Raw genomic sequence first — 23253 nt, forward strand, 5'->3', positions numbered from 1 at the left:
CATGTATGCCGCGTCGCGTGACCCTGACCGATCGACAGCGCGAGGCGCTGCTTCACTTGCCGGTCGATCAAGGTGAGCTGCTGCGGCACTATACCCTCAGCGATGAGGATCTCGGGCATATCCGCCAGCGCCGGCGCGCCCACAATCGTTTTGGCTTCGCGCTGCAACTGTGCGTCCTGCGCTACCCGGGCCGGGTGCTCGCTCCTGGCGAGTTGATCCCGGCGCAGGTATCGGATTTCATCGCGGCCCAGCTCGGCCTGACCAGCGACGATCTACTCCTCTATGCCGCGCGCGAGGAGACCCGGCACGAGCATCTGGCGGACCTTCGCCGAATCTACGGCTATCGCTCCTTTTCGGGGCGGGGCGCACGGGATTTGCGCGAATGGATCGCTCGGGAAGCCGAGGCGGCGACATCGAATGAGGATCTTGCCCGTCGCTTCGTTGCGGAGTGTCGCCGCACCCGCACGATCCTTCCCGGCTCCTCGACGATCGAGCGCCTTTGCGCCGATGCGCTGGTTGAGGCCGAGCGCCGGATCGAGGATCTTATCGCCCATCGCATCACGCCAACCCTGAGCGAGAATTTGGCTCACCTGTTGGAGGATACGGTGGATGGTCGCGTCACGCGCTTCGTATGGCTGCGACAGTTCGAGGTTGGCGCAAATTCAGCAGCCGCTAACCGGCTGATGGATCGACTGGAATATCTTCAAAGGTTCGATCTTCCGGCGGATTTGCTGGACGGCGTGCCGGCGCATCGTGTGACCCGGCTTCGCCGGCAGGGCGAGCGCTATTACGCCGACGGCATGCGTGATCTGCCCGAAGACAGGCGGCTTGCGATCCTCGCTGTCTGCACCCTGGAATGGCGGTCATCGCTGGCCGATGTCATCGTGGAGACCCACGATCGCATCGTAGGCCGTCTCTATCGGGCCTCCGAACGCCTTTGCAACACCAGGATCGCCGACGAAAAGGCGGCCGTTCGGGACACGCTGAAGTCCTTTGCCGAAATCGGTGGTGCTTTGCTTGGAGCGCAGGACGATGGCACGGCCCTGGACGGGATAATCGCCACCGGGCCTGGCTGGGAACGGTTCAGAACCCTTGTCGCCACGGCCTCCGCGCTGACCAACGTGCTCGCGGCCGACCCGCTCAGCCGTGTGCTGGACGGCTATCACCGTTTCCGCCTCTACGCGCCCAGGATGCTGCGCCTGCTCGACATGCAGGCGGCGCCGATCGCCACGCCTCTTCTGGCGGCCGTTGCGATGCTGCGTAACGGGATCAAGGTCGATCCGCCGGTGGATTTTCTACGTCCCAACTCGAAATGGCATCGTCATCTTCGCGCTGAGCCCAGCGGCGACCACCGGCTTTGGGAAATCGCGGTGCTGTTCCACATCCGCGACGCCTTCCGGTCCGGTGACATATGGTTGGCGGGATCGCGCCGCTATGGCGACCTCAAGCAGCTTCTGGTCCCGCCACAGGCGATAGAGCAGACCGCGCGGCTCGCCGTGCCGCTGCGACCCGGCGAATGGCTGGCCGAGCGCAGGGCTCGACTGGATACACGGCTGAAGGAGTTTGGCCGCGCGGCGCGAACCGGCACGATCCCAGGCGGCATCATCGAGAACGGCAAGCTGCACATCGACAAGCTGAGGGCCGACACGCCCGAAGGGGCCGAGGATCTCGTGCTCGATCTCTATCAACAGCTCCCGCCCGCGAGGATCACCGATCTGTTGCTGGAAGTCGATGAGCGAACCGGATTTTCCGAGGCGTTCACGCATCTGCGCACCGGCGCGCCCTGCAGCGACCGGATCGGCCTGATGAACGTGTTGCTGGCGGAAGGCGTCAATCTCGGTTTGCGCAAGATGGCGGCGGCGACCAACACGCACAGCTTCTGGGAATTGCTGCGGATCGCGCGCTGGCATGTCGAAGGCAGCGCCTATGATCGGGCGCTCGCCATGATCGTGGAGGCCCACGCCGCCCTGCCCATGGCCGCCTTCTGGGGACAAGGGCAATCGGCATCCAGCGACGGGCAGTTCTTCCTTGCTACCGAGCAGGGCGAGGCGATGAATCTGATCAACGCGAAATATGGCAACGTCCCGGGCCTCAAGGGATACAGCCATGTGTCCGATCAATATGCGCCGTTCGCAACCCAGGTGATCCCGGCAACGGTCAGCGAGGCTCCCTATATCCTGGACGGGCTGCTCATGAATGACGCGGGCCGCCGCGTTCGCCAGCATTTTGCCGACACGGGCGGCTTCACCGATCATGTGTTCGCCGCCTGCGCCTTGCTCGGCTACAGGTTCGCCCCCCGTATCCGCGATCTCCCTCAGAAAAGACTCTATGCCTTCACGCCCAACGCGACGCCGGCCAATGTGCGAGCGCTGGTCGGAGGTAAGATCAATGAACCGCTCATCGAGCGCAACTGGCCCGACATCCTGCGCATCATGGCGACGATCGCAGCGGGGATCGTCGCCCCCAGCCAGATTCTTCGCAAGCTCGCCTCTTACCCGCGCCAGAATGAGCTGGCCCTCGCATTGCGAGAGGTGGGCCGCATCGAGCGAACCCTGTTCATGATCGACTGGATTCTTGATGCCGGCCTCCAGCGCCAGGCTCAGATCGGCCTCAACAAGGGTGAGGCCCACCACGCCCTAAAGCGCGCCATCAGCTTCCACCGCCGAGGTGAAATCCGGGATCGATCCGGCGAAGGCCAGCACTATCGCATCGCCGGAATGAACCTGCTCGCCGCCATCATCATATTCTGGAACACCATGAAGCTCGGCGAGGTCGTCAATACCCGGGCCGCCAGCGGTGCCCATATCGCGCCTGATCTACTCGCCCACGTCTCGCCGTTGGGATGGGAACACATCAATCTAACCGGGGAATATCGCTGGCCCAAATCCTTAGCGTAGGATTCCGCCCCCTCCCGCAAACGCCCCCGTCTCAGGCGGCAGCGAAGAGGCGAACGATAGTATCTGGCGTATGCGTCGCCGCCGAAGCCAATCGCGGCTCTTGTTGATTGCCACGCGGGCCAGCCACGCAGCGAGCGGCCGATCTCCGTCATACTTTCGCAAGTTCTGAAAGGCGGCCGCGAAGCATTCCTGAGTGAGGTCAAGCGCCTCTTCGGCATCGCCGATATGTGCACGGATCAGGCGGTAAACCGGCCCCTTGTGCCGGCGCATGATCTCGGCGAAGGCGGCCTGACGTCCAGCGAGCGTCAAGGCGGCGAGTTCGCCGTCCGTGCAGGCCGAAAGTTCAAGACTCACCGCGCGTCTGCGGTCAGCGCCTTAACCACCGCGCGGTCGAACGTCCTCGCCTGGTCGGGCCGCAGGATCTGCCGCATCGCGAACATATGGTTCAACGTCTCCTTTTGGAGCTCGCCCATCGCGCCGTGCGAACGATCGACGGCCGCCGCGACCTGCGGCCCATTGCCATGCTCGACCTCGATGGCGTCGGCGAGCCGCGCGTTGTCGGCCCTGAGTTCCAGCTCCAAGGCACGCCTTCGAACGGCGAAGCGGGACTCCAGCGTCTCGAGCTTGGTCCGTTGAGCCTCGTCCAACCCGAGCCCGTCGTGGAGCAAGCTATGAAGTTCCACGCCCGGGCTCGGTGGGGAAGGGAACAACTCGCGCCCAGCCCACACGCCTGCGATCGCTGCCAAGAACACGACGGCCGCGATCAGCATCGTTCTCCGGGCGCTGCTCGTCACTGGAACGCCAGCAAGGTCGAAGGCGCTAGCGGCGTGGCGGGCCCGAAAGGCGTCAGCGTCGGCATCTGCGCAGTCGCCGCTGCGGACGACAATCCGCCGCCCAGCACTCCCAAGACGACTGCGCCTACCGCTGCCAGCATGCCAGCCCGCAGTGTCACTCCGCTGCCGGCGCGCTGCTCCGCTGCGATTAACCGCATGACATCGCCTTCCAGTTCAGCGAGCCGGGGATGAAGCGGCTGCTCGGCAAGGCGGCGCAAGGCGCTGTCTAAATCCATATCCATGTTCATTCCTCCGTCGTGCTAACATCCATTACGCACGGCCGGCGAACACCCCTCGAATCCGACGTGAACGAATGTCACTAAGCGGGAACGCCCCCGGGCGCGGCGGCGCACTTTTCCATTGCGTCCAATCGTTCACAGCTCGCACGCAGGCCGGCGATCCACGCGTCCCGCTGTTTTCAAGTTCCTGATTCACCTTCTATTGGCAGGCCGAGCGCAGCTAGGGCGGCAACCATGGTGTTCGTCAGGTCAAGCGAGGGGGCGACAATGTGTGCGTGGCGGCTGTGGGCAACGGCATGGCCGTGCATATGTCGACGTTTGTCGCGACCAGATAGCGCGATTGGCAACAAGCCGCCGATATTGCTCGTGAGCCGGGCAGCGGCACATGACCATTCCGCTGTCCGCAGGAGTTGGGTGACGGCAAGCGGAATGGTCCAAGAACGGGCAGCGGCGATAGATCGACACTATCGTCTTCTGGAGGAAATGGAGGGGCCATGTCTGTGTCTGCCCCCCCGCCGAGGAGGCGGTTTAGTGCGTGCTGAACAACTACGGTGAAAGCATCCAGCACCAAAGGAAAAGCCTTTGTCTAAAAGCTCATTCTAACCGTCGCTCGCGCGGTTGTCGGCGCACCGGGCATGATGTTGTTATCGTTGTAGGCGGACGAGAAATAATTGCTGTCGAGGAGGTTCTCGACGTTGATTTGCGCCTCAATCTGGGGGGTGAGCTTGAAGAACGCGGCGGCATCGACGCGGGTGAACGCAGGCAGGACGGCGGCATTGCTGACGGAGGTGAAGCTTTTTGTCTGGTGGTAGACGCCGACCCCGGCTCCCAAGCGAGGGGTGAAGTCGTAGCGGGTCCAGAGCGAAGCCTGCTGCTTGGGCACAAGCGGGACCTCGCGGCCGGCAGGAGCCGCACTCGTTGTCTTGCGGATTTTTGCGTCCTGCAGCGTGTAGCCGGCGCTGATTTGCCATTGGGGTGTGATCGCGCCGTTGAGGCCGATCTCAAGCCCTTTGCTGCGCTGCGCGCCCGTTAGCACCGTCCGCGTGGCGTCGTTGGGGTCGGTCGCGCGGGTGTTGGTGCGATCGAGCCGGTAGACGGCAGCGGTCAGGTTAAGCGTTGGGGAAACATCCCATTTGAGGCCGACTTCGTAATTGTCGAACTTCTCTGGTTCCAGCGCGGCGGTTGTTATGTCGAGCGATGAAAACTGATCGCCCGATTGCGGCAGGAAGGACCGGCTATAGCTGGCGTAGATCGAGACGGGTTGCACCGGCTTCAGCACTACCCCAAGGCGGGGAGACCAGAGGGTGTCGGTCCGGCTATAGCTCCGCCCGGCGACGAGATCATCGATGCTGAGCTTGAAGCGGTCGCGGCGAACGCCGCCGATGACATCGACATGTTCGCCGATCGAGATCTGGTCCTGCACATAGAAGGCCGTGGCGTCGGCATTTGTCCGGATAGACCGGTAGCCGGTGTTGGCGGTGGTGCGCAGCGTGACTGGCGGCACCGTGATTCGGTCAGCCAACGCGACAAAGACGCGCCGCCCTCCATTGACGATATCACCACTTCCGAAAAAGCCATTGATCCGCTGGTTGCGCGTGCGCTGATCGCCATATCCGCGACAGAATGGACTGGCCCTCGCGCTGCGCGAGCTCGGCCGCCTCGAACGCTCGATCTTCATGCTCGACTGGCTGCGCGACATCGATCTACGCCGACGCACCCAAGCGGGCCTCAACAAGGGCGAGGCCCGCAATGCGCTCGCCCGCGCGCTCTTCTTCAACCAGCTTGGCGAACTGCGTGATCGGCGATTCGAAAACCAGACCTATCGCGCATCCGGCCTCAACCTGCTCGTCGCCGCCATCATCCTGTGGAACACCCGCTATCTCGAAATGGCGTTGGCTGACATCGGCACGCCGGACGAGATCGCACGCCACATCGCGCCATTGGGCTGGGAGCATATCTCGCTGACCGGCGACTATAGCTGGAATGTCGAAGACCGGCCCGATCCGGATGCCCTGCGGCCGCTACGCGCCGTCAGTTCCCTGCTCGCCGCGTGACGTTCGCCCTCCGTTCTCCCTTAGACCCAATGACTGCCTGAGCCATGAGGGCTTTGATCTGCGATGCTTCACCTGCGGAGGGTCAGCAACGGAGATGATCGATGGCAAAGAGATTGAAGTACATCGGGCTGGACGTGCACAAGGAGACGATCGCGGTGGCCGTGGCGGAGGGCGAACGCGGCGGCGAGGTTCGCTTTCATGGCACGATCCCGAATGAAGACGATGCCGTACGCGGTATGGTCAAGCGTCTGGCTGGACCTGGCATCACCCGCTATCTCGAACAGGCACTGACCGCCATGGGAACGCCGGACGAAGTTGCCCGCCATATCGCGCCGCTGGGATGGGAGCATATCGCGCTCACCGGCGACTATAGCTGGGAACGGGAAGACCGGCCGGCACCGGATCAGCTAAGGCCGCTTCGCACATCGCCGTCACTGCTCGCTGCGTGATATAATCCGGGGGCAGGAATCACCACTTTTTGCCGTTCGCCATCCGTTCGCGCCTAGCGTACGTAAAACTCACTTTCGTGTAGTGACCCCAACTAGATCAGGTGGTTGCGATCCGACCGCTTTACTCGGCCAACGCGCCCCAGGCGTCGGTGGAGATCAAAGGGGGCGCGCAGCCCTACGAGGGTCTCGATATATTCGTCGGGGACAACGACGCGGTGCGCCGCGTCGGTGATGCCCTGGAGTTCATGCGCCAGTCCTGTGATCCATCGGCGAAGACTGGTTTCTAAACCGGCCAGCGGCGTCTCACCGACTTTTGCGAGGGCGGCTTGATCCGCACCCGACCAAGTTGGCCAACACCGTTATAATCTCATTCTAACCGTTGCGCGCACCGTCGTCGGCGCGCCGGGCATGATGTTGTTGTCGTTGTAGGCGGACGAGAAATAATCGCTGTTAAGCAGATTCTCGACGTTGATTTGCGCCTCGATCTGGGGGGTGAGCTTGAAGAATGCGGCGGCATCGACGCGGGTGAAGGCGGGCAGGATGGCGGTGTTGCTGATGGACGTGAAGCTTTTCGACTGGTGGTAGACACCGGCGCCGGCCCCCAAGCGTGGGGTGAGGTCGTAACGCGTCCAGAGCGAAGCCTGTTGTTTTGGAACCAGCGGAACCTCGCGCCCGGCCGGGGCGGCACTCGTCGTTTTGCGAATTGTCGCGTCCTGCAGCGCATAGCCCGCGCTGATCTGCCACTGGGGTGTGATCGCGCCGCTAAGGCCGAGTTCGAGCCCTTTGCTGCGCTGCGCGCCCGTGAGCACCGTCCGTGCGGGGTCATTGGGGTCGGCCGCGCGGGTGTTGGTGCGGTCAAGCTGGTAGATGGCGGCGGTCAGGTTCAGCGTCGGGCGGATATCCCATTTGAGGCCAAGCTCGTAATTGTCGAACCTCTCCGGCTCCAGCGCGGCGCTGGTGACATCGAGCGATGAGAATTGATCCCCCGACTGCGGCAGGAAGGACCGGCTATAGCTGGCGTATATCGAGACAGGTTGCACCGGCTTGAGCACCACGCCCACTCGGGGAGACCAAAGCGTGTCGGTCCGGCGATAGCTCTGCCCGGCAACCAGGTCGTCGACGTTAAGCGTGAAGCGGTCGCGGCGAACGCCGCCGATCAGATCGACATGGTCGCCGATCGAGATCTGGTCCTGCACATAGAAGGCGGCGGCGTCGGCGTTCGTGCGGATTGACCGGTAGCCGGTATTGGGAGTGGTGCGCAGCGTGACCGGCGGCACCGTGATCGGGTCGGCCAACCCGACAAAGACGCGCCGCCCCCCGTTGACGATATCACCACCCCCGAAAAAGCCGTTGATCCGCTGGTTGCGCGTGCGCTGGTCGCTAATTTCGAAGCCAGCGAGCAGCACGTGGCGGACGGGTCCAGTGGTGACCCTCCAAACAAGGTCGTTCTGGTTGAGCAGGTTCTTGCGTGTCGTGGGATCGCTATACGCTTCGAGGCCGACGCTCTGGACGCCGCCGCGCGACGTGACCGGGGTGACCGGAAAGGCGTTCCGATAGAGCTTGTCGTAATCACCATACAGGACCCGACTGGTCAGGGTCAGATTGTCGCTGAAGCGGTGCTCGACGCGCCCATTCAGGACCTTGGCCTCGAAATCGCTGACGTTGAATCCCGGCACACCGAAGAAGGTGTCGCGGGCGCCGGTGAGCGGGCGTGACGGGCTCGTCAGCGAGCCCTGAACGGCCGAGGGGACGCCTCGGTCGATCGTTCGCTTGTCGCTGTTATATTCGAAGCCCAGATCGATCCGAGTCGCACCGCCGAGCGAGAGCGCGACGGTCGGGTTGATCGCAACCCGGCGCCCGTCATAGAAGTCGCGATTGTTTCGGAACTCCTCGTAAACGGCGTTCATCCGGGTGGAGACGGACTCGCTGAGTGGCTGACTGATGTCGGCGTCGACATACCATGCGCCATATGTGTCCGCCGAACCGCTGCCGCTGATGAAGGCGTTGGCGACAGGGCGCTTGGTGACGCGGTTGATTACGCCCCCGCCGCCGCCGCGCCCGAAGATCATCGCGTTGGGACCTTTCAGAACCTCGATCCTCTCTGCATTGTAGAGGCCGCGATAATATTGCACGTCGTCCCGCAAGCCATCGACGAAGAAGTCTGCGGTGCTGCTGTTCCCGCGCAGGATGATCTGATCGCGGTGTCCCTCACCTTGGGAGATTACGGCGCCGGGGACATAGCGTAGTACATCGGCAATAGAGCGCATCGCCTGGTCGTCGATCTGCGTTTCCGTGATGATCGAGACCGCTTGGGGGACATCGTTGAGCTCGGTCGGTGTGCGCGTGGCGGTGCTGGTCGCATCGATCTGATAGCCGTCGCGGACGCCGGTCACGATGATCGTTTGCGAGGTGCTGCCGGGTCCCGGCAGGAACTGGTCTTGAGCCATTGCCGGGACGGTGAGCAGCCCGAAGCCGAGTGCAGTTCCAATACCAAGATTTCTCACCGTTGACCCTTTTGCGAATCTCTCTCACCAACGCAATAGGTGATTTGAGAGTGCGTCGCAATAGCCCTTCGGGGTGGTCGCTGTCGGGCCCGTTGACTTGCTCTCTAAAATATGAGTGTTGAGTTGCACTGAGAAGTGACCCGGAAGGGTTATAAGTTTTCACTGAGAATTGACCCATGTTTTCCTAGCCCCTGGCTGACAGTCAGGAGGCATCGGAGTGATCGACATGGACTTACTCAGTGTGATCCGCCGCTGGCATTTTCGGCAAGGCATCCCCATTCGCGAGATCAGGCGGCGGACTGGATTATCGCGCAACACGATCCGCAAATATCTGCGCGATGACGCGGTGGAGCCGACGTTCAAGGTTCCCAAACGGCCGAGCAAGCTTGATCAGTTTGCAGAAAAATTGACGACGTGGCTGCGGGTGGAATCCGGCAAGTCGCGCAAGCAGAAGCGAACAGCCAAGCAGCTATATGCTGATCTGGTTATGCTGGGCTACGAGGGGTCATATGGCCGTGTTGCCGCCTTCGCCCGAGCGTGGAAGACCGAACGCCAATATGAAAAGCAAACCAGCGGGCGCGGTACATTCGTACCGCTGATCTTCCAGCCCGGTGAGGCCTTCCAGTTCGATTGGAGTGAGGATTATGCCCTTCTGAATGGCCGACCTGTCAAGCTGCAGGTGGCCCATACCAAGCTCTCCCACAGTCGGGCGTTCATTACGCGAGCCTACCTGCTTCAAACCCACGAGATGTTGTTCGATGCGCTGACGCATGCATTCCGGGTGCTGGGCGGCGTGCCGCAGCGTGGTATATTCGACAATATGAAGACGGCTGTAGACCGGATCGGCAAGGGTAAAATCCGGCAGGTCAATGCGCGGTTCGCTGCCATGGCCAGTCACTACCTGTTCGAGACGGATTTTTGCAATCCGGCCTCAGGCTGGGAGAAAGGCCAGGTCGAGAAAAACGTTCAGGATGCGCGTCGGCGGTTATGGCAGCCAATGCCCAGCTTCCCGGATCTTGATGCCCTCAATGCCTGGTTGGAAGAGCGGTGCATCGCACAATGGGGAGAAATCCAGCATGGCGTCCTGCCCGGCACAGTTGCCGATGTGCACGCCGCTGAGATTATCAGCCTGATGCCGATGGGAAGGGCCTTCGATGGCTTTGTCGAGCATACCAAGCGCGTGTCGCCCACCTGCCTGATCGCGTTCGAGCGCAATCGCTATAGCGTGCCTGCTTCCTTTGCGAACCGGCCAGTGAGCCTGCGGGTCTATCCCGATCGGTTGGTTATCGCGGCCGAGGGGCAAATCTTGTGCGAGCACAACCGAATTATCGACCGCTCTCACCAGAAGCCGGGGCAGACGATCTATGACTGGCGGCACTATCTGGCAGTTGTTCAGCGCAAGCCTGGCGCTTTGCGCAATGGAGCGCCATTCCTGGAAATGCCCGAAGCCTTCCGGCAACTGCAGGGGCATCTGCTCAAACGGCTTGGTGGTGACAGGGAGATGGTCGAAATCCTCGCCCTCGTTCTACAGCATAATGAGCAGGCTGTACTCAGCGCAGTCGAACTGGCCCTTGAAGCCGGGGTGCCGACCAAAACCCACATCCTCAATGTTCTGCACCGCCTGATCGATGGCAAGGCTCCACCGGCATCCCCAATCGATGCCCCGCAAGCCCTGCGCCTCGCCCAGGAGCCTGTGGCCGATGTCGAACGCTACGACACGCTGAGGACGTTACGCCATGCGTCATGATCCCGCCAGCGCCGCTGTGGTTGTCATGCTACGCGGCCTCAAAATGTATGGCATGGCGCAAGCCGCCGGCGATCTGATCGAGCAGGGCGCGCCAGCCTTTGACGCTGCCGTTCCGATCCTCTCCCAGCTTCTCAAAGCGGAAATGGCCGAGCGCGAGGTCAGGTCCATTGCTTACCAGATCAAGGCAGCCCGGTTCCCGGCCTACAAGGATCTGGCAGGCTTCGACTTTGCCGTCAGTGAGGTCAACGAGGCGCTCGTGCGTCAACTTCATCGTGGTGACTTTATGGATAGCGCCGACAACGTCGTACTGATCGGCGGACCAGGCACCGGCAAAAGCCACATCGCGACGGCTTTGGGCGTCCAGGCGGTTGAGCATCACCGCAAAAAGATCCGCTTCTTCTCTACCGTCGATCTGGTCAATGCGTTGGAGCAGGAAAAGGCCGCAAACAGGGCGGGCCAGTTGGCCGAGCGTCTGTTGCGCCTCGACCTCGTCATCCTTGATGAGCTGGGATATCTACCCTTCAGCCCTTCAGGCGGGGCCATGCTGTTCCATCTGCTCAGCAAACTCTATGAGCGGACCAGCGTTGTTATCACCACCAACCTGAGCTTCAGCGAGTGGTCCAGTATCTTTGGCGATGCGAAAATGACCACCGCCCTGCTGGATCGCCTCACGCATCATTGCCACATCCTTGAAACCGGCAATGACAGCTTCCGCTTTAGGGCCAGTTCCGCCGCCCCAAAACCCAGAAAGGACAAATCACCCGCTTGACCCTGCTCGTCGCAGGCAGCACATCAACCTCGCCCACCCGGGTCACTTCTCAATGAAAATCCCGGGTCACTTCTCAGTGCAACTCAACAGCTCAGGAGCGTGTCCTTTCGATCGACGTCCCCGCTGGTACGCTTGAGACGATGCTCGCCGCGCTCGCCACTCAGACGAAGACATCGTTCGCGCTCGATGCTCCGCTTCCACAGCGCCGGGCGATCGCGTTGCGAGGCCGGATGACGATCGATGCCGCTTACGCGCGACTCTTGGCAGGCACCGGCCTCTCGGCCCACCGCGTCGGACCGGCGACCTTTCGGATATCGGCTGCCCCCGCCGCCCCGAACGCCGGCCCGACAGCCGCCAGCGCAGATCCAACCGTTTCATCGGACATCATCGTCACCGCCAGGAAGATGCGCGAGTTGCTTTCGCAAGTGCCGGGACCGGTCACGGTCCATGTACTGGATGGAAGCGCCGCCGCGGGCTCGGACGCTGGCACGTCGGCGGTGGCGACCCAGGTTCAGGGATTGATTGCTACGAATGGCGGGCCAGGTGCGAGCCGATTGTTCTTGCGGGGCATAGCCGACAGTCCGTTTATTGGCTTCGGACAATCCCCGGTGAGCGTGTACCTGAACGAGGCCCGGATCACTTACGACGCGCCCGATCCCGACTTCCGAATGGTTGATGTGGATCGGGTCGAGGTACTGAAGGGACCGCAGGGGCCGCTTTACGGCACGGGAGCACTGGGCGGCGTCTACCGCGTGATGACCATTGCGCCCGATTTGGGCCAATTTGCCGGTCGCTCCCGTCAGCGTCTCGCCGGCCTCCCGGGTCACGGTGTCGGCGCGTCGGTCGAGGGCGTCGTCAACTTACCCGTGCGCCAGGATCAGGCCGCCTTGCGGTTGGTGGGCTACGTCGATGTCGCGCCAGGCTGGATCAACAACGCTGGAGGTCGCTCGGACGTCAACCGAACGGTCGTGCGCGGCACCAGAGCGTCGCTTCGCGTTGTCCCAAGCGAGGGGTGGACTTTTGACCTCATTGGCGCCGGTCAGAACATCCGCGCGCTCGACAGCCAATATGTGGATCGCGACAAGGAAGAGCTGACACGCGCAGACCGGACGCCGGAGCCACGGTCGAATAATGTCTGGCTCACCTCGGGCGTCCTGCAAGGTGAGCTTGGGCCTTATGCCCTGACCGTCTCTACAAGCCTAGCAACGCAGAGGACGCTGAAGGTTGACGACGCGAGCAGCGCGGCCTCGTCCCTCGGTCTGACCGCGCCGCTGCGGTATGCCGAAACCCGCACATATCAGGTATTCGACCAGGAAATCCGCCTTGCGAACAAAAGCGGCCGAACGCCTTGGGCTTTGGGCGTTTCCTATCTCTCATCCCGTAGCGGCGCTCGCGGCCGAGCATCGGAAATCAGCCCGATGATCGCAGATTTGCTGGACGCGTCAAGAAGCGTCACCGAAACAGCCATGTTTGCCGAGGGTAGCCGACCCCTTATCGATGGTCTTCGTCTCGGCCTTGGCATCCGCGTTTTCCGCTCGACCGTCAAGGAGGACCGCGACGACGATGTCGGAACCGAAGTTCGGTCCAAGTCTTTATGGGGCGTATCGCCCAGCGCGACGCTGTCATGGTTGCCCTCCTCCGCCTCGTTGGCCTACTTTCGCGTTGCGTCCGCATTCCGGCCCGGGGGCCTTGATCCGACCAACGTGGAAACCGGCCGCTACGATGCCGATCAGTTGGTCGCATTCGAAGCTGGATTTCGACGCACTTCGGACGGCGGCAGGCTTCAGGTTGAAGTTGGCGCGTTCAGCTCCATCTGGTCGGACGTTCAGTCGGACTATCTTCTTAATTCCGGCCTTGTGGCGACGCGTAACGCTGGCGACGCGAATATCCTGGGCGGCGAACTGACCGTTCGGTGGCGGCCGACATCGGCATGGTCCTTTGTTGCGGGCGCCTCCGGCCAGCGCGCCCGGCTGGTTCGCGGCATTGATGGTGCAGAGTTGGAGCGTGACCCGCGCCTTCCTGTTGTACCTGACGTATCCGGCCACTTCGAGATGCGACATTCGATCGATGCAGGGTCCTGGCGAGTGTCGCCCGCGGTGACCGGTCGCTACCTAGGACGGTCTAGGCTGAGCCTGGACCCTGGGCTCGACCGGCGGATGGGCGGGTTCGCCGAGTTTGGGGCGGGGCTTGAGGCTCGCAGGGGAGCGTTCGTGGTGGACCTGTCGGCGACGAACCTCTTCAATGCGCGGGGCGACACGCTTGCCTTTGGCAATCCCTTTTCGGTGCGCACGGAACGCCAGTACACACCCGCCCGCCCACGCGCCTTCTCGATCTCGGTATCTCGCGATTTTTGAAGGCCGTGCAGGTCCGCTCGTTTTTTGCAAACGGACTGCGGATGTGTTCGGCCGCGGCGTCTTCAGACAATAGACATTATTTCAGAGCGGCCGGGAAAATTGATGATGGGAGCAAGGACGCCTCCCAGCGCACCAAATCATGCGTTGGTAATGTGTCAGTCTGAGCTGGGGGTTGCCGATCGCATCGGAGCAGTGGCGGCGATGATGGTCGTGACTCTATCCGACAAGCCATGCGACCCCTAGCGGAACGCTATTTGCGCGCAATGCCACCCCCGTGTCGGCGTTCGAACCACACGAATTGTCCGCGGCCTGTGACAATGGGCTACGATTTTCGGGACTTAACGAACATGAATATCGGGCCTTTGGGCTTGCGCATCAAACCGAGTACGCTGCCAGCCACGCTCAGGACGCTTCAGGGCGTTGTCCGGCCCGGCTTCACCCGTTGGGGTAGCCTTGCGTTCTCGCTAGGGATTCTTGCCGCCGTTGCATTTCAGCTGCGCTCCATCGATTTCATAACTCTCACCACCTTAGTACCGACGAGCGCTCTGTTCTGGTTGGCGTTTGCGGCTTCCTACCTAGCTACACCGGTGTCCGAGTGGGCGATCTTCCGGGGGCTATGGCGCTTGCCCGTCGTTGGTCTGCTTCCGTTGCTTCACAAGCAGGTGACCAATAATCTTGTCCTGGGCTACATGGGAGAGACGCAGTTCTATCTTTGGGCAAAACGCCGGGCTGAGATGGTCGCGTCGCCATTTGGTGCCGTAAAGGATGTCGCGATTCTGTCCGCGCTTGCTGGCAATGTGGCGACGATCGCCGTACTCGCTCTCGCCTATCCCATGTTCCTTGAGTTGAGGACCGGAAGCGTCGGAACCGCGATTGTCGGGTCTGTGTTTTTCGTGATGGCCGTGTCGATCGGTATCACCGCATTCGGACATCGAATGTTCACGCTTCGTCGTCCTGTGCTGATCCGCATCTTCGTCGTCCATCTCCTGCGCATTGCGGCGACGGTGACGCTCTCCGCGCTTATGTGGCATCTCGTTGTTCCCGACGTCGCAGCAGGATGGTGGATATTGCTGGCGAGCGTCCGCCTGATGATGTCGCGCCTTCCGCTAGTCCCCAACAAGGACGTCGCGCTCGTGGGCGTTGCTGCCCTTTTCGTTGGCCAAAATCTGGAGATCGTTGCTGCGATCGTACTCGTCACAGGTATCACGGTCGCGGCCCATGTCCTCGTGGGTATCGTACTTGGATTCGTCGCACTCGCGCCCGAGACCTACCACTATAAGCGTCGTATTCGCGCTCACGCGCAGGCATGTCGCGAGCCGGGTCCTGTTTACGATGCCAAGCGGTCGCCGCCGATGCTTAAGGACCAACTCATCTAATAAAAATCTCACAATAATGAGAATATCTATGAAATATAGATTGAGGTGGATACCCGGACTTGCAACAGGTGCTATCGCGGTCGCGATAGGAACATTTGTTCATGGTTGGTATACCGGTCACTGGAGTGGATTGGTAGGAGAGTTACCGATCCGGGCCGCTATCATGATGCCTTTCTTTGTGTTAATTTACCCGTGGATTTCATCAAGTGAAAAATTCTGCGCGAAGAAGTGAGATCTGCGGAGGCTCAAGAAGGCCTTGCAAGTCATTGCGCTTATCGGGAACCTGAAGCTGGGGCGTACGACATGAACTCAGTGAATATGTCAGTTTTGTAAGTCGGTGTCGGCAGAAGCGGGGCATTTCCGCCATTGCCGTTTCCCGGAGTGCCACAGTCGGTTTCGCAGCCATCGAAGTGAGTGGCAGCAGCCGGCATTTCGATCGAAGTCGGCGTCGGCGGATGGTCCATAAACCGTGCAGAGAAGTGGCAAGCGGCTCTTATACACAAAGAGTCATCTGGTTTCGTCGTGCAGCATGGCCGGTTCTCAGCCAGCGGCCTGTTGTGGGGCCCAGATCAAATGCACCTCCCCTTGAACCGCCTTTGAAACGCGGCTACTCGGCCTCGAATCGCGTAACAGTATAACACCGCGCGGACGCAATATTCTTCAGGCAAGGCGATGGGAATGAGAACCAGGGCGGTGCTTTTAATCGGGATTTCTCTTGTTGCGATCAGCGGCAACGCGGTCGCGCAGAGCGCGTCTACCGCAATGCCGAGCAGCAAAACCGATGCCGCGAACGCGCCGACCGCTCAGGCGACTGCGCCTAGGCCATCCCGCCCGGAGATACCCGCTTCGGACCGCGACATCATCGTCACCGCCCCACTCCAGCAAAGCGAAACCGACGTCCTTCAGGGCACATCGGTGCTGAAGGGTGAGGCGTTGACCCGAGACTTGCGCCCGTCACTTGGCGAGACGCTCTCGCGTCTGCCGGGCGTGTCGGCGACCTCCTTCGGCCCTTCGGCGTCCCGGCCCATCCTGCGCGGTTTCCAGGGCGAGCGCATCCGCGTGCTGACGGACGGTATTGGCGCGATCGACCTGTCCAATACCTCCGTCGATCATGCGGTGGTCATCGACCCGCTCCTGGCCGAGCGCATTGAGGTGCTGCGCGGGCCATCGGCGCTGCTGTTCGGCTCGTCTGCGGTGGGCGGGGTGGTGAACGTCATCGACACGCGCATTCCGCGGACCCGGCCCGAGAACGGCTATCGGCTGAATGGCATCGCCACCTACGGCTCGGCCGCGAACGAGCGTTCGATCGCCGGCGCTGCTGACGTGGCGGTCGGTCCCTATCTCGTGCTCCACGCCGACGGCTCGTATCTCAAAGCCGACGACCTCAGGATCGGCGGCTACGCGCTATCGCCAGCGGCACGCGCTGCTGCGCTCTCGCAAGTCGGCTTGCCGCAAGACGTGGCACCAGGCGAGGACCCGATCGACTTCGCGGCCTCCGCTGCTATCCGAGGCAAGCTCCCCAACACCGCCGCCGAGACCTGGACGGCGGGCGTCGGCGCGTCGATCATCACCGACACGGGCCAACTTGGCGTAAGCTACAGTCGTTACGACAGCCTCTACGGCGTGCCGATCCGCTATGCGACCGAGGTGGGCCAGGCGCAGGAGTCGCCCCGGCTCGATGTCAAGCAGGACCGGGTCGACTTACGCGGCGAAGTCGAGACCGGGGGCGGGTTCCTCGACCGCATCCGCATCCGCGCCGGCCATGCCAGCTACCGCCATTTTGAGCTGGAACCGTCCGGCGAGATCGGCACGGCGTTCTACAGCAAAGGCACCGAGGGGCGACTGGAACTCCTTCAGGCAGATCGCGGTGGATGGCAGGGCGCGAGCGGTGTCCAATATTTCAACCGTTCGTTCAACATCGAGGGTGTCGAAGCCTTCCTGCCCCGCAATGAAACCAATCAGACCGGCATCTTCACGCTTCAGCAGTATAATGCGGGGCCGTTTCATGCTGCGGCCGGCGCTCGTTACGAGTGGAGCAACCAGACCGCCAAGACCGTGGGCAGTGACCCGAGATTCTTTGGCGGGAAGCGCAACTATGGCGCGTTCTCCGGCTCACTGGGGGTCGGTTACGGCGTCACCGACGCGATCCGCATCGGCCTGAACGGTTCATATACCGAGCGCGCGCCGTCAGCCGAGGAGCTGTTCGCAAACGGGCCTCATGCCGGCACACAAGCTTATGAGCTGGGCAACCCGGACTTCCGGCTGGAACGGAGCTATGGGATCGAGGCGACGCTTCACGTTCACGGTGAGCGCCTGAGCTTCGACGCATCCGCCTATTACAACCGCTTCAACAACTATATTTCGGAGCAGCAGGTCGACCAGGCTGTATGCGAGGCTGCGGCCGCACCGTCAGGCCGCGAAGTCGACCTGCCCTGCTTTCAGTACCAGCAAGCCGGCGCGAGCTATTGGGGCATCGAAGGCGATCTTTCGGCCAAGCTGTTCGAGGTGGGCGGCACGCGCATCAACGCCGACCTGCTCGGCGATTATGTCCGGGCCACCATCATCGACCGCGGCCCCGTGCCGCGCATCCCGCCGCTTCGTCTACTCGGCGGTCTGGAGGCGCAGGGCGACAAGTTCACCGCGCGTACCGAGGTGGAGCGCGTGTTCAAGCAGGACCGTATCGCCGACTTCGAGACCACTACGCCCGGCTACACCTTGGTCAACGCCAGTGTGAGCCTCAAACCCTTTGCCAACAGCAGCAGGACTTCGCTCTTGCTCAGCGCCAACAATATCTTCGACGTGGTTGCACGCCGTCATTCTAGCTTTCTCAAGGACTTCGCGCCGCTCTCCGGTCGCGACATCCGGGTCTCGCTAAGGTTCGGCCTCTGACAAAGATGTCGCGGGCAGCAGGCCTCCCCCACCTGGGATGCCATTTCAAAAGGTTACAGGGAGACGGGGTAGGGCCTGCCCCACCCCCATAATGGAGAGGTTTGTGGCAGGGACGTTGAGAAACTCGCATCGGGGGCTGATCGAACACACGGCTTTGGGTGCTTCGTTGCTGTGCCTCATTCACTGTCTCGCGCTGCCCCTCCTCTTTGCCGCCCTTCCCGCGCTCAGCAGCGTCATTCCGGTCAGCCGGACCTTTCACCTGGTGATGCTGGCGATTGCCGTGCCGACGAGCAGCTTGGCCCTTCTCTCCGGCAGGACACGACATGGCGCTTGGTGGCCCGTAATGCTTGGCGCGGCTGGGCTTATAGTGCTCGCCATCGGTGTGCTGTCGTTCGGTGACACGCCGCTGGAAACGCCGCTGACGGTTGCCGGCGCTATCGTCCTCGCCATCGCGCATGTCGGCAATCTGAAGCTGGGGCGCGCGACATGAACCAAGTGCTTGAGAGAGGGGTGGCCTTGCCCGCCACCCCCGTCGAGCCATATTCTTGCATCATGCGTCACAAGCACGAGCAGCCGGAAGGAGAAGCGCTTGCAGAGGCCGCACGCTCCGCCTTTGAGCGCGTCGGTGAGCAGTGGACCGATATGCGGGCTCAGCTATTCAATGTCATCGTCGGTCTCGACCGACCCGCGTCGGCTTACGACATCGCCGATCGCTTTTCGGAACAGCGCGGCCGGCGCGTAGCCGCAAACTCGGTCTACCGCATTCTCGACCTGTTCGTGGCAGCCAACATCGTCACTCGCGTGGAGGTTGCAAACCGTTACCTACCCAATGTCCACCCCGGCTGCGTTCACGACTGCATCCTGCTTTTCTGCGAGCAGTGCGGCAGGATCACGCATTTGGACGACGACAGCATTGCGACAAGTATCCGGGGTGCCGCAACCAATGCGGGGTTTCGGCCAACAAAGCCGGTGATCGAAGTTTGCGGCCTATGTGAGGCGTGCAGCAGATAGACCCCACAGATCGACCAATGTCTGTCAAACGGTCGATTGCGGGAGGCGCGCGCCGATCGCGGCCGAGGTCGCCGAAACAGCCTGTTCAGCTTCTCAAAACCGTCCCTTGTTTCCTTCTCCGAAATCCGGCTAGGTTATGTCGAGTTTTCGGAGAAGGCCCTTGCTCGTCGGCTACGCGCGCGTGTCCACCAGGGATCAGTCCCCTGCCCTACAGCTTGAAGCACTTCGCGAAGCCGGGTGCGAGAAGGTGTTCAACGAGAAGGCGTCGGGCGCGCAGCGCGATCGACCGGAGTTGAGGGCCGCGCTCGACTATCTCCGCGCTGGCGACACGCTGGCGGTGTGGAAGCTCGATCGGCTGGCGCGCTCCGTCCGGCAGCTCGTGGAGACGGCCGAAGATCTCGCAAAGCGCGAGATCGGCCTTAGCCTCAGGACTCACTGATCACAGCCAGAAGAGCACGGTGGCGGCCAGTGCGAGTGCGGAGAAGTAGACGGTTGGGCAGCGGTCATATCGCGTTGCCACGCGGCGCCAGTCCTTCAGGCGGCCGAACATGATCTCGATGCGGTTACGCCGTTTGTACCGCCGCTTGTCGTATTTGACGGGCAGAGAGCGGGATTTGCGGCCCGGAATGCACGGTTTGATGCCCTTTTGCTCCAGCGCATCTCTGAACCAGTCAGCGTCATAGCCGCGGTCGGCGAGCATCCACTTGGCCTTGGGCAAATCGTCGAGCAAGGCCGCTGCACCGGTGTAATCGCTGACCTGGCCAGCCGTGATGAAGAAGCTCAAAGGGCGGCCGTTTGCATCAGTCACGGCGTGCAACTTGGTGTTCATGCCGCCCTTGGTCCGTCCGATCAGGCGCCCAAGATCCCCTTTTTTACCCCAAGGCTGGAAGCCGTGCGGTGGGCCTTGAGATAGGTTGCGTCGATCATGACGGTCTGCGGCTCGGCTTTCTGGGCAGACAGGCCTTCCATCATCCGAGTGAACACGCCCATTTCGCCCCACCGTTTCCAGCGGTTATACAATGTCTTGTGCGGCCCGTATTCTCTGGGCGCATCCCGCCAGCGCAGGCCGTTCCGGTTGACGAAGATGATCCCGCTCAGGACCCGCCGGTCGTCAACCCGGGGCTTGCCGTGGCTCTTGGGAAAATATGGCGAAAGGCGCGCCATCTGCTCGTCCGTTAGCCAATACAGGTCGCTCATGCTCAGTCTCCTCGCGGAGCCTGAATCACATCGCCCTCAGCCAATCAATGGGTCCTGAGCCTAAGCCTCAATTCAGCCGCAAGGCGCGGTCGTGATCCTGGCCGGGGCCGATGATGCGATGCACGAAGGCGCGATCGGACTGCACCGAATAGAGGATGCCATAACCGTTGTAGGACCGGCGACGGATGCCATGCCGTTCATAGCGTGGGATCAGCGGAAAGGCATGGGGCATCGTCCCGATCCGGGCCGCCGCATCGCGCAATTCTTCGATGAACGTCACAGCTCGCGCCGGATTGTTGGGCGCGATCCATTCCTTGATTCCTTGCAAATCGCGACGGGCTTGCGTCGATAGCCGCACCTGCATCAGTGCTGCTTGCGATCGGCGGTCGCCTCAATATCGGCAATGATTTCGGCGCAAACGTCATGGAGATCATGACCGCCTCCGGCTTCCATCTCTTTCAGGCTTGCCTCAATGGAGGCGTCGAGGTCTTTCAACCAGCGTTCCTCGTCCACGACAACGCTCTGATCGCGCCGGATCAGATCGCGCACATAGTCGCTGACGCTGGCATATTGGCCGCTGTCGATACGCTGCTGCACGTAATCGCGCAGAGGATCGGGCAGGGATACATTCATGGTCGCCATCGGTGTAACTCCAATGCCATTACGGCAAAATTGTCATAGCGGGCCTGTCAGACAGGCAGATCGTCCGCATGGAGGTCTGCCATCAGCGCCTCAACGTTGTCGAACCTGACGCCCTTTCCTGCCGCTATTTCCGCCATCGCCTCGCGGGACGCGGCGTTTCGGTGCCTTGGGCAGCTCATTGCCTATTAGTGACATAGGCGCGGGCAGCTCGTTTGCCGTTCTCCAGCTCTCTAGCCATTTATCGACTTCCTCCATCGTCGCGTGCAGGCCGGTCGCCTGATATTCTTCCCATGCGCGCACGGCATCCCGTTTGAACGCCTCGCGCCTTTCCTGCATGGTCGCCATCGCACTATCTTCAAACCCATATGGCAAATATTGCCAACATGTTCAAGGCGACTCTGATAGCCTCTCCCTTTCCCGTAGATTCAGGGGTTTCATTGACGCAGCCGGATCGAGACTATGGCGGCTATCGTCTTTCAGTTGCGCTTGAGAGAGGCAGGAACGGCCGGCCAGTGGCGCGATAATATCTATCATTTGTATAGCACATCGCTATCATTATTAAGTCGTTACGATATAATAATAGAATGTCTGGCGCGTCCTGCGGGCGCGGCTCTATCCCCGCGTTACCGCTCCGACAAGCCCGCAAGCGGTCTTGCGCGTGATCGCGCCGTTTGGACGCTTCGGCGAAGCGGGATTGAGATTATAGGCGTCAGGCAGTGACGGCCGCCGCACATTCCCAGCGGTCCACCGCCCTATGAAACCCCACCCGCTCCGCATTGCTGATCCGCGGGCGGCTCGCCTTTGCGCCAGAAGGCGCGCATCTTGCCCCGATCGTTCAGAGGGGCGTCGGCGACGATCGCGCGCGCGGCCTGGATGAACTGCCCATGCCGAACACATAGACCAGCGATGCAGGCGGTATGGCGGCGAAGCGCGCCAGCGCTGCGTCGCAGCGCCGGAGCAAGGCGCGGAAACTCTCTGCCCCCTCCCCGTCGCAATAATCAGGATCGGCCGCGCTCCAATAGCGTTCGAGGTGCGGCATCCGTTCGGCGCTGTGCGTGCCGTTCAGCGCGCCGGTTGCAGATAGGTGAACTCCTCTATCGGCCACGTCTTCACCAGCGCGTCGGGAAAGCGGGCGATGGTCGGTGCGGCGGTTTGCCGGGTGCGGGTATAGGGCGAGGTGACGATGAGCGCAGGTGCTTCGACCCAGTTCGCCGTGATCGCGCGCGCCTGTTCGTGGTCGCGCTCCGTCAGCGCGATCGTCGCCAAGTCGTGACAGGGAACACCGGCGTTGCCAGTGCTTTCCCCAGGTCGGATGAATATCGCCCTCATGGCTATTTCAGCAGTTGCGCAGCGATTCCCTGCCCGTCCAGCAGTTTGACCGCCGTTTTGTCGAAGGACACGAACGTCTCCCCGCCGAGCCATTGGCCGTCAAAGGCGATCACCCCATCCGCGAAATCGCCGCCGGCATCGAGGACGGCTAGGCCGGCATCGACCGCAGGGCGATTGACGACGACGTTCTCCGCTTCGATCACGCCCCGAATCGCGGTGGCAATTTCGGACCGAGCTTTCTTGTAGAGTCGTTCCAAAACCCAAGCGAGTTCGCACAGCGAATGCACGCTGATGGCAACAAGGCTTGCGTTTTCCATCGCTTCGACGGCGGCGAGGCCCTGTGCTTCGTCATCTGCCAGAACTAGGCGCAGCAAGACGTTCGTGTCGGCCGTGATCTTCATTTATCGTCCAGACCGGCCATACCGGCAGCAGCGCCCGCGTCTGCGATAGCGTTGTTGATTTCCTCGATCGTGAACCGGGGGCCGTTGCCCTTTCCTTTGAGCATTCCGTGCAGCTCCCGCCACGAGCCTTTTGGCCGATCCGCTTTCAATTCCGCCCGCCCATCGGGCAGTAGGTCGAGCCTGATTTTGCCTCCGGGCTGGATGCCGAGATGCTTCAAAATTTCCTTCCGGAAAGTCACCTGGCCCCGCGCAGTTATGCTTAATGTCGTCATGGCTATTACCTCCGTATCGAATAGAGGTAATGCAGAATCGCCTTATTTTCAAGGCCGCAATCCTGATAGCCAAAAAGTCTAAGAGCCCGATCCGAAACTAAGTTGAGTGGTATCAGCGGGTTAGCTTGACGCTTGCGGCAGTCGTTGATTCAGGGGTTTTGCAACAAACTTCCGGAGATCAACGATGTGGACCGATACCACTCGGGCGCAATATGCCCGCGCGGGACTGACTTTGCCAAGCGATTTGACCGATGCCGAATGGTCGGTGCTCGAACCTTTCTTGCCGCCAC

General features: G+C 61.6%; 19 protein-coding genes and 6 pseudogenes. 13 read left to right on the forward strand and 12 right to left on the reverse strand.

Translation table 11 applies throughout. The features are described from left to right. Positions 1–5: 5 nt before the first annotated feature. Complete coding sequence (locus OVY48_RS07255) at positions 6–2897, forward strand: Tn3 family transposase (RefSeq protein WP_313921735.1); 2892 nt, start codon at positions 6–8, stop codon at positions 2895–2897. Here the strand turns inward: OVY48_RS07255 and OVY48_RS07260 are convergent. The 4 genes from OVY48_RS07260 to OVY48_RS07275 all read right to left on the reverse strand — a co-directional run bounded on the left by OVY48_RS07260 (position 2889) and on the right by OVY48_RS07275 (position 5668). Continuing rightward, positions 2889–3251 (reverse strand): RNA polymerase sigma factor, encoded by a 363-nt coding sequence (locus OVY48_RS07260; protein WP_313922332.1) that lies wholly within the window; start codon positions 3249–3251, stop codon positions 2889–2891. The genes OVY48_RS07255 and OVY48_RS07260 overlap by 9 nt on opposite strands. Next, positions 3248–3667, reverse strand: a complete 420-nt coding sequence (locus tag OVY48_RS07265; RefSeq protein ID WP_313922333.1) for a periplasmic heavy metal sensor — start codon at positions 3665–3667, stop codon at positions 3248–3250. The genes OVY48_RS07260 and OVY48_RS07265 overlap by 4 nt, the downstream gene beginning before the upstream one ends. 20 nt (positions 3668–3687) lie before the next feature. Continuing rightward, positions 3688–3972, reverse strand: coding sequence for a hypothetical protein (locus tag OVY48_RS07270; protein ID WP_313922334.1), 285 nt, complete (start codon positions 3970–3972; stop codon positions 3688–3690). Positions 3973–4555: 583 nt separating this feature from the next. Beyond that, positions 4556–5668 carry a TonB-dependent receptor gene (locus tag OVY48_RS07275; RefSeq protein WP_409593024.1) on the reverse strand — a complete coding sequence of 371 codons (1113 nt, stop codon included), beginning with the start codon at positions 5666–5668 and terminating at the stop codon, positions 4556–4558. Here OVY48_RS07275 and OVY48_RS07280 point away from each other — a divergent pair. The 3 pseudogenes from OVY48_RS07280 to OVY48_RS07290 form a co-directional block, all read left to right on the forward strand. After that, positions 5580–6023: pseudogene (locus OVY48_RS07280) on the forward strand (Tn3 family transposase); the annotation flags it as partial. The gene OVY48_RS07275 and the pseudogene OVY48_RS07280 sit on opposite strands and share 89 nt — an antisense overlap. 101 nt (positions 6024–6124) lie before the next feature. Further along, positions 6125–6280, forward strand: a pseudogene (locus tag OVY48_RS07285) (IS110 family transposase); the annotation flags it as partial. Positions 6281–6289: 9 nt separating this feature from the next. Continuing rightward, positions 6290–6472 (forward strand): annotated as a pseudogene (locus tag OVY48_RS07290) (hypothetical protein); the annotation flags it as partial. A gap of 359 nt (positions 6473–6831) precedes the next feature. Here the strand turns inward: OVY48_RS07290 and OVY48_RS07295 are convergent. After that, a complete protein-coding gene (locus tag OVY48_RS07295; protein WP_231738615.1) occupies positions 6832–8976 on the reverse strand; it encodes a TonB-dependent siderophore receptor in 2145 nt (714 codons plus the stop codon). Positions 8977–9202: 226 nt separating this feature from the next. Between OVY48_RS07295 and istA the strand changes: the two genes are divergently transcribed. The 8 genes and pseudogenes from istA to OVY48_RS07335 form a co-directional block, all read left to right on the forward strand. Next, on the forward strand, positions 9203–10723 hold the full coding sequence (gene istA, locus OVY48_RS07300) for an IS21 family transposase (protein WP_313922344.1): 1521 nt from the start codon (positions 9203–9205) through the stop codon (positions 10721–10723). Then, positions 10713–11492: an IS21-like element ISRsp3 family helper ATPase IstB gene (istB, locus tag OVY48_RS07305; RefSeq protein ID WP_313922336.1), complete on the forward strand. Its 780-nt coding sequence runs from the start codon at positions 10713–10715 to the stop codon at positions 11490–11492. Before istA ends, istB begins: the two co-directional genes overlap by 11 nt. A 140-nt stretch (positions 11493–11632) precedes the next feature. Next, positions 11633–13846, forward strand: coding sequence for a TonB-dependent receptor (locus OVY48_RS07310; protein WP_313922337.1), 2214 nt, complete (start codon positions 11633–11635; stop codon positions 13844–13846). A gap of 317 nt (positions 13847–14163) precedes the next feature. Beyond that, positions 14164–15222 (forward strand): hypothetical protein, encoded by a 1059-nt coding sequence (locus OVY48_RS07315; RefSeq protein ID WP_066486616.1) that lies wholly within the window; start codon positions 14164–14166, stop codon positions 15220–15222. A gap of 678 nt (positions 15223–15900) precedes the next feature. Beyond that, positions 15901–18111 carry a TonB-dependent receptor gene (locus OVY48_RS07320; protein WP_313922338.1) on the forward strand — a complete coding sequence of 737 codons (2211 nt, stop codon included), beginning with the start codon at positions 15901–15903 and terminating at the stop codon, positions 18109–18111. Positions 18112–18214: 103 nt separating this feature from the next. After that, positions 18215–18601: a MerC domain-containing protein gene (locus OVY48_RS07325; RefSeq protein ID WP_231733666.1), complete on the forward strand. Its 387-nt coding sequence runs from the start codon at positions 18215–18217 to the stop codon at positions 18599–18601. A gap of 62 nt (positions 18602–18663) precedes the next feature. Further along, complete coding sequence (locus OVY48_RS07330) at positions 18664–19122, forward strand: Fur family transcriptional regulator (protein WP_066657225.1); 459 nt, start codon at positions 18664–18666, stop codon at positions 19120–19122. A gap of 136 nt (positions 19123–19258) precedes the next feature. After that, a pseudogene (locus tag OVY48_RS07335) lies at positions 19259–19540 on the forward strand (recombinase family protein); the annotation flags it as partial. A 21-nt stretch (positions 19541–19561) separates the two neighbouring features. Here the strand turns inward: OVY48_RS07335 and OVY48_RS07340 are convergent. From OVY48_RS07340 to OVY48_RS07370, 7 genes and pseudogenes are all read right to left on the reverse strand, one after another. Continuing rightward, a protein-coding gene (locus OVY48_RS07340) for an IS5 family transposase (protein WP_313922339.1) occupies positions 19562–20319 on the reverse strand; the annotation gives its coding sequence in 2 pieces (ribosomal slippage) (positions 19562–19986 and positions 19986–20319; 759 coding nt in all). Positions 20320–20386: 67 nt separating this feature from the next. Further along, positions 20387–20683, reverse strand: coding sequence for a type II toxin-antitoxin system RelE/ParE family toxin (locus tag OVY48_RS07345; RefSeq protein ID WP_313922340.1), 297 nt, complete (start codon positions 20681–20683; stop codon positions 20387–20389). Continuing rightward, positions 20683–20961 carry a type II toxin-antitoxin system ParD family antitoxin gene (locus tag OVY48_RS07350; RefSeq protein WP_082749270.1) on the reverse strand — a complete coding sequence of 93 codons (279 nt, stop codon included), beginning with the start codon at positions 20959–20961 and terminating at the stop codon, positions 20683–20685. Before OVY48_RS07350 ends, OVY48_RS07345 begins: the two co-directional genes overlap by 1 nt. A 90-nt stretch (positions 20962–21051) precedes the next feature. Further along, a complete protein-coding gene (locus OVY48_RS23875) occupies positions 21052–21306 on the reverse strand; it encodes a hypothetical protein (RefSeq protein ID WP_409593028.1) in 255 nt (84 codons plus the stop codon). 364 nt (positions 21307–21670) lie between these two features. Beyond that, positions 21671–22290: pseudogene (locus tag OVY48_RS07360) on the reverse strand (histidine phosphatase family protein). 2 nt (positions 22291–22292) lie between these two features. Continuing rightward, on the reverse strand, positions 22293–22691 hold the full coding sequence (locus OVY48_RS07365) for a type II toxin-antitoxin system VapC family toxin (RefSeq protein ID WP_059153591.1): 399 nt from the start codon (positions 22689–22691) through the stop codon (positions 22293–22295). Continuing rightward, positions 22688–22963 carry an AbrB/MazE/SpoVT family DNA-binding domain-containing protein gene (locus OVY48_RS07370; RefSeq protein WP_313922343.1) on the reverse strand — a complete coding sequence of 92 codons (276 nt, stop codon included), beginning with the start codon at positions 22961–22963 and terminating at the stop codon, positions 22688–22690. The genes OVY48_RS07365 and OVY48_RS07370 overlap by 4 nt, the downstream gene beginning before the upstream one ends. A gap of 184 nt (positions 22964–23147) precedes the next feature. Between OVY48_RS07370 and OVY48_RS07375 the strand changes: the two are divergent. After that, positions 23148–23253: pseudogene (locus OVY48_RS07375) on the forward strand (IS5/IS1182 family transposase); the annotation flags it as partial.

Origin of the sequence: Sphingobium sp. SA2 (assembly GCF_032227065.1) — a bacterium.
Taxonomy (GTDB): Bacteria; Pseudomonadota; Alphaproteobacteria; order Sphingomonadales; family Sphingomonadaceae; genus Sphingobium.